At 55.5% G+C, this 5,902-nt stretch carries 8 protein-coding genes; all 8 read right to left on the reverse strand.

The genetic code is table 11. From position 1 onward, the window contains the following. Window positions 1-564 (reverse strand): hypothetical protein (locus ACT3R7_RS20290; protein ID WP_496199435.1); only part of this gene is annotated, 564 nt, incomplete at its 3' end. A 1,293-nt stretch (window positions 565-1,857) separates the two neighbouring features. Beyond that, complete coding sequence (locus ACT3R7_RS20295) at window positions 1,858-2,121, reverse strand: DUF2442 domain-containing protein (protein WP_496199436.1); 264 nt, start codon at window positions 2,119-2,121, stop codon at window positions 1,858-1,860. Further along, window positions 2,102-2,338, reverse strand: a complete 237-nt coding sequence (locus ACT3R7_RS20300) for a DUF4160 domain-containing protein (RefSeq protein WP_496199437.1) — start codon at window positions 2,336-2,338, stop codon at window positions 2,102-2,104. Before ACT3R7_RS20300 ends, ACT3R7_RS20295 begins: the two co-directional genes overlap by 20 nt. Further along, window positions 2,338-3,210 carry a replication initiation protein RepM gene (gene repM, locus ACT3R7_RS20305; RefSeq protein WP_496199438.1) on the reverse strand — a complete coding sequence of 291 codons (873 nt, stop codon included), beginning with the start codon at window positions 3,208-3,210 and terminating at the stop codon, window positions 2,338-2,340. The genes ACT3R7_RS20300 and repM overlap by 1 nt, the downstream gene beginning before the upstream one ends. A 640-nt stretch (window positions 3,211-3,850) precedes the next feature. Next, entirely contained in the window at window positions 3,851-4,369 is a 519-nt protein-coding gene (locus ACT3R7_RS20310) for a hypothetical protein (protein ID WP_496199439.1), read from the reverse strand. A 176-nt stretch (window positions 4,370-4,545) separates the two neighbouring features. Beyond that, window positions 4,546-4,857: a hypothetical protein gene (locus ACT3R7_RS20315; RefSeq protein ID WP_496199440.1), complete on the reverse strand. Its 312-nt coding sequence runs from the start codon at window positions 4,855-4,857 to the stop codon at window positions 4,546-4,548. A 200-nt stretch (window positions 4,858-5,057) separates the two neighbouring features. Then, window positions 5,058-5,612 (reverse strand): hypothetical protein, encoded by a 555-nt coding sequence (locus ACT3R7_RS20320; protein ID WP_496199441.1) that lies wholly within the window; start codon window positions 5,610-5,612, stop codon window positions 5,058-5,060. Continuing rightward, window positions 5,609-5,902 (reverse strand): hypothetical protein (locus tag ACT3R7_RS20325; protein ID WP_496199442.1); only part of this gene is annotated, 294 nt, incomplete at its 5' end. The genes ACT3R7_RS20325 and ACT3R7_RS20320, both read right to left, overlap by 4 nt.

A 5,902-nucleotide genomic window follows, 5' to 3' on the forward strand; every position in this document is an offset into this window, starting at 1 on the left:
AGCCAAATCGCGGGGGATGACCACCTCCCTACAGAGGCCACCTTTACCCACCACGGTGTAACGCTCGCCCGTCTCGCGGACCGCAAATTTTTCGTCTCTGGCGGGACGGTCATCGGCAGGGCGTTCAGAGGCGGGTCGCAGCGTCAGCAGTTCATGGGCACGTAGGCCAGCGGCATAGGCGATTTGTGTGGCGAGCGCATTTTTATCGGTTTGTCGTTCGGCAATCGCAGTAACCTGCTCGCGGGTGTAGCTGCGCGACGACAATACCTGCTCCCGCTCGCTCCGGATGACAGGCAGGCGCTCACCAGCGGCCAGTTGGTTGGTCACATGCTGCTGCATCAACTGGATGGCCTGCCTTTCCTGATCGAGCGCTTTTTGTCCGACGGTTTCGCCGCGCTGTTGGAGATAGGCGACTGCCTGGGCGGGGGTGAGACTGCGCAGGTCGCCCCCCTGGCGACCTGCGGTATGCTCGGATTTCTGCCATTCGGCAACCCGAGCTAACGCGGATTCGTAGTTGCTGACACTGCGTACGCTCTGCACCACATTGCCCTGCAGTTGCTGCATGATGCGGCCCGCCTGCCGTTCGCCGCTGGCGAACCAGAGGCCCACTATTTGTGCCTCTCGCGTTCAGCAATTCGTTGGTCGAGTGTGCGTTGTAACCACCGGGTGACAGTTGAATGTGCGACTCGAATGCGCCGAGGTGGCAGTTTGAGCCAATCGCGTAGATCCGCAGGTCGAGCGCCGCTGGCATGTAGGGCGAGCAGCTCTGCGGCGAATGGGTCTAGCTGACTGCGTCCGCGTGCATATGGGCGGCGGCGACCCATTTTTTTTATTTCATGAACGCGCTGCAGTTCGGCTACTGGATCGAAATCAGACACAAAAAGCCCGTTTGTAAGAACCTTCACGCAGTCTGCGTGATCGCCCGCGATAGCGGACTGCGACCCCTTTTTTCGATACGTCGAAGCGGAGAGCCTGTTCACCCGCTGTGCCCGATGGCACCGTTTGCCAGTTTTTTGAGCAGCGTGGCCACGCTGTAATCGGCCGGATTTATTTGGGGCGGCGCGGGCAAGGCGCCAAGTGCCGGGCAGAGCCCGGGAGACCGATTTTTCTGCTGGCGTTCGGCAACGCATTACGCGATCCACAACGATATGATCGCGCCATATTCCTCCTAAGGGCTGGCAAAACCCCTACGCCACAGGCGTTAAAGGATTAGATAAATCTATCACAGTATTATGTGCGCAACAAATTGTGCGCTGAATATGCGCAATAGTGAAATTTTGCACATATAGCCTGCCCGCTGGGTACAAAATGTCTTAATTGTACCCAGCGGGCAGGCGCGTATGCGCTCTGCTCGGTCGCCGACAGGCGACTCCGACGCCATCGGCGGCGGGTCGCTCGTAGAGAGCGACGGTGCACCAACGGTGCACGGCTGGCCGCAGAGGCCAGCGTGTCGGCATCAGCCGACAGTGACGCGCGGAGCGTCACTGTGCGCGAACGCGCACAGCGTTTCGAAGAAACGCGGTTTGTTACAGCACAACAATTTAGGTGCACCAACGGTGCACAGCGGCCAAAGGGCGTCAGGTGAGCCTCAGCGAACCTGCTCGCTGTCGCAACGCGACAACAGACCTAGGCAAAATCCACTACATAGGGGATTCAGGTAGGGGGTATGGGGGCGCAGCCCCCATGCAGCGAGCGTAGCGAGCGGGAACGCTGGGCTACTAGCGGCGCGGAAAGCCCCGTTGTTTCTCTTGGCGGTCGCGGTGGCGAGCCCACAGTAGCCCGCTGCCAAACAGCAGGCAGAAGGATGCTAGGAGGCCTAGCGGTAGCAAGACCTCGGGAGGTGGCAGGCTTAACAGCTCAGGCCGTTGCTCGTGGGGCCTTGCGTCCTAGCAGTAGCCCCTCGGTGCTCAGGTCTTCGTCAATATCTGGCCAATGGATGCCGTAGCCGGCACCGGCTACTTCCCAGTGGTTGCGTTGTTCGGGTGTTGCGTTAGCCAAGCGCGGATACCACGCCAACGGCACCCCGATCAGGCGGCCATCCATCAGCTCCACCACCAGACGGTCGTCGTCAATATTGACGTTCATCACCCGCAGGTCAGTATCAGCGATTAAAGAATGCATCCCATGCCTCCTGTAGCATCTCTTGGTGCTCTCGCACCATGCGTTGGATCTTACCGAGTTCTTTTGCCGAAAACCCTATGTTGTTAGCAATAGCGGCGTCGTGTAGCCATATCTTGGCGCTCGCGCTGCCGTAGTCGACGTGCATATGGGGCGGTTCGCCAGGCTCGTGACTGTAGAAGTAAAACCGGAAACCATTTAGACGTAGCACTGTGGGCATCAGACTTTTCTCCTGCTAGCTTCTTCCTGCAACCTTAAGGCGGCATCCTCGTAGCTTTCCCCTGGCTGACGAGCAGCCTTAATGGCCGCTTCCGGTATCCCAAAACGCGCCCCTTTTTCAGCACTCTTGGCTGGTTTTGTAGGCCCTGGCTTACGTGGCTTTTTAGCTTTCTCTGACAGTTTGAGCGTAAATTTGAAGGAGAACCCAGTGATCGAGCGGCCCCGCTTGTGCTGCTGGTACTCGGCCACGATATCGGTGTTTTCGTTCACCTGCTTGATGGCCATGTCCAGCACCTTGCTTTTGAAATGGTGCATTCGGATGTATTCATTATTGGCCACACCTAGCTGCTGCCTGAACTCGGAAAGTGCAATTTCTGGTGTTTTGCCAAACCGCCGCCATGAAATCAGAAGTTCGTACAAACGTACCGAATAAGTACTTGTCAGGCCGCTGACCTGTTCCAGGTCGTAGCGGGTGAACTCCTTTTCCAGTCGGGTTATTAAATGCACCACAGCCGGGGTAAAGACGATGCTAACCATACCCTCGTTTTCGACGTATGACACTTGTGACACCCACCGACTTTTGACTACCTCAATATTGCCTTTTTTGCTCAATTGCTCATAGGTGAATTGTCGATCAAAAAGTCCTGTCGTGGCTTCTTTAAGGGCCATGTAAGCCGCTTGCCGTGTGACCTTGAACTGTTCTGCGTAGTCCTCTGCTCGCACCGTCAGAGGCTTATCGGTGGTGATACCTGTGCCTTTCTCACGCGCCCGAACGGTGGACATAAGGATGAGGCGCTGCTCTGTCAGATCGAGCCTGTAGGCCGCGTTTATCAGAGAGTTGTCCTTCACGATGATCTGGGGTGCCTGAGCCATATAACTACGTTCCCTTGCTATTCAAACACTTTTTTCCTTGGGTGTGTTTATAAATTAGCACACTTCAATTATTTTGTGTGCTAATGGTAAGGAAAGGTGTGCTTGTAAGTAAGGAAAGGTGTGCTTATGGGTAAGGAAAGGTGTGTTTATGGGTAAGGAAAGGTGTGTTTAATATCTCGCAAAGCCTCTCTCCATGATGGTTTCAGACGTCCTCAAAGGTTTTCAAAGCTTACAAAAAACAAACGCGCGCACGCGCACGCCTACCCTCGCTTCGCTCGCCCTGGCCTACGGCCAGCCTAATAATGATGACGCGCCAAAGGCGCGGTATAGCGGCTTTCGAGGTGCTACGCACCTGCGCCGCAGGTGGGCGCATACGCGCAATCGTTACGTGGATAACGCTAGTAACTTCTGTTTATCAAAAGGGTGTCTAGGCACAGAAGGGGCTGTGGTGGGCGTCAGCTACCGTGCAGCGGCTTGAACTGTGCATTGCCGGTTACCGCTCGCAAGCTCGCTGCATCGGCCCATAGGGCCGATCTAGGGGTATTTATAACGGATGTGGAGCGTATTCAAAGTGGTGATGTGATTAAAAACCACCAAATAGTTGGAATGCATGTACTGATGGAGTGCTGGTAAAACCTAGTTATCGGTCAAATCCCAGCCTTATTCCGCGCTGCGTAGCTTCAAGGCCTCTACATTTCATAGGGATAACTACGTCTCTTCTTGAAGAAACGCCACTGAAAGACTCTGAAGCTGCACGAGCATACTGCATCCCTATAAGTCGGCACTCATCATTTAATTTTATTCGAGCTTTTTGTTCTTCTGTGAGCTGCTTAGCTGGTTCATTACCTTCCTCAATAGAGCTAAATTCAAAGCTGGTAATGAACATAAAGTATACAAAAAGGCTGGCCGCGGCTAACCCAAGCACGGAGAACCTGTTTTTCCGGACGGACGATCCAACTATCCCGAAGAACGCAGAAGCTAGCACAGCAAAAACAGTAGTGCCTGGTACCACGTACTTGGTTGCCAAGCCCCAATCGCCCCAAAGCCACACGACAAAAAACATAAAAGGCACGCCCAACAGGAAGATGGCGCCGAATACAAATATGCACACAATGCAGGTAGAAATTACCCCAGGCTCTGGCGTTTGATTCTTAAGCACCGCATGTCCCTCTAGCTTTGTTCCAATTTTTTGCTAAGGATACCTGATCTACTTTCGCAAATGAGGCCATAGGGTTTGATTTTTAGAATCCATAAGTACCTGTGACCCCTACATTTAAAACTCAAGATTAGGCGAATAATCTTGAAAAACGGCCTCTTTAGGCCGGATTTTTACCGTCAAACACGGTTCTCTTTCTCGGCTTTCTGAGCCTCGACAGCCTGCGATAACAGTTCGACCTGTAGGATGGCTTTCACCCGAGCCGTTTCGGCCTCCTGGGCGCGTTTCTCAGCGTTCTCGCGCTGTTTTTCGATAGACGCTAGCCGTTCCTTCCATTCGATACGTTCCTCGGCCAGGGCTTTCTGGTGCGCTTCGGCGTCGGCTTTTCGGGCTTGCTGCTCGGTTTTGAGCGCATCCAAGCGCTCGGTAGCCTGCGCCTGGGCGGCTTCGGTGCGGGTCTCGGCGTTCGGCCTCGATGCGGGCCTGATCAATCTGCTTGGCCTCGCGCTGCGCCTCTATGCGAGCCGTTCGTTCCTCGTCGCGCTGCTCGGGGAGCGAGGTAATGCGGTTGCGGGCCTCGGCCAGCTCCTGGCGAGCGTCGTCGCGCTGCTGCTCCAAATTCTTCACCTGAGCGCGAAATTCCTCGATCAAACTACGGGCTTCGCTACGGTCGCGCTCGGCTTCATCGCGCTCAGCAGTTTTGCCAGGTTTCGATCTCTGTGCATAGCTGCCTGGAGTCATGTTTCAGTTGGCGCACCTGTTGTTTTTTACGCTCTAGGGCTGCAATAGAGCCGTTTAATCGTTGTTTGAGTAGCGCATTTTCCTCGCTCAGCGCATTAATCCGCTGCTGTCCCGGCGCGATGAGGGCCTCTGCGTCACGGCGAGCCTGCTCGGCGGCGGCGGTTTTCTCACGAGCCTGCTGCTCACGCTGTAATGCTCGCTCGTCTGATGTACGCGCCTGCTGCAGCTGAACCTCTAATGCTGACCGTAGGGTCTGTAGCTGCTCCTGAGCATCACGCTCTCGGCTGCTAACGCCGATCCAGGCACCGATCGACAGCCCGAACACCATCGTGACGGCAGCAATCCAACCATAAACGGGCCACCCGGTTCGTAATGCCGCCCAGCCAGTAACCGACGTGTAATCACTGGTCAAATAGGCCACATTGTCGAACCGCTCTAGAGCCAGCCAGCCCAGGCCAAATGCCGCACATAGGGCGATCAGTAGCGCAGTGTGACGCCAGTTCATCGCAGGTAGACCTCGGTGATGTCGGGTCGAAAATGCCCCATTTCCTGTGAAACGGTCTCTAGCGCGTCGCGGTAGCTCAGTCCGTCGCGCTGTAATTCGCCCATGCGCTCCTGGGCGTAGGAGTGCCGCAGACCATGTGCGCCGGATGATCGTAACAACGCAACATCGCTGGCGTGACTGAATGAGTTTGACCAGCGTTGCCCGCCGCCAATGCCGTAGTGGGACTGGTAGTAGACTCCGCGGTCATTGATCCGCTGTGGCTCAGCTAGGCGCGTATTTTCCAGGCGTTG

This window comes from Halomonas sp. AOP43-A1-21, assembly GCF_052376775.1.
Taxonomy (GTDB): domain Bacteria; phylum Pseudomonadota; class Gammaproteobacteria; order Pseudomonadales; family Halomonadaceae; genus Vreelandella; species Vreelandella colorata.